This is a genomic window from Alkalimonas cellulosilytica (assembly GCF_036325985.1).
Classification (GTDB): domain Bacteria; phylum Pseudomonadota; class Gammaproteobacteria; order Enterobacterales; family Alteromonadaceae; genus Alkalimonas; species Alkalimonas cellulosilytica.
The window spans coordinates 1-223 of record NZ_JAUHLI010000080.1; the positions used below are offsets into that span (position 1 = coordinate 1).

1 protein-coding gene is annotated in these 223 nt (G+C 55.2%); it reads left to right on the top strand.

The window, feature by feature from the left end; genetic code table 11:
* Positions 1–223: MATE family efflux transporter (locus tag QWY20_RS18630; RefSeq protein ID WP_330130466.1), on the top strand; the 223-nt coding region annotated here is incomplete at both ends.

Below are 223 nucleotides of genomic sequence, written 5' to 3' on the forward strand. Positions count from 1 at the left end.
AGTATTGGCGCTGGCGGCAGGCATTATGGTGCTGGCTGCTTTGTACCAGTTATCCGATGCCATTCAGGTGGTGTCGGCCTGCGCTTTGCGCGGCATGAAAATCACCAAGCCGGTGCTTTTTATCACCTTAATCGCCTACTGGCCGATCGGCTTTGGTCTTGGTGCCGTATTGGGATTAACCGACTGGCTGGTACCAGCCATGGGGGTAAAAGGCTTCTGGACC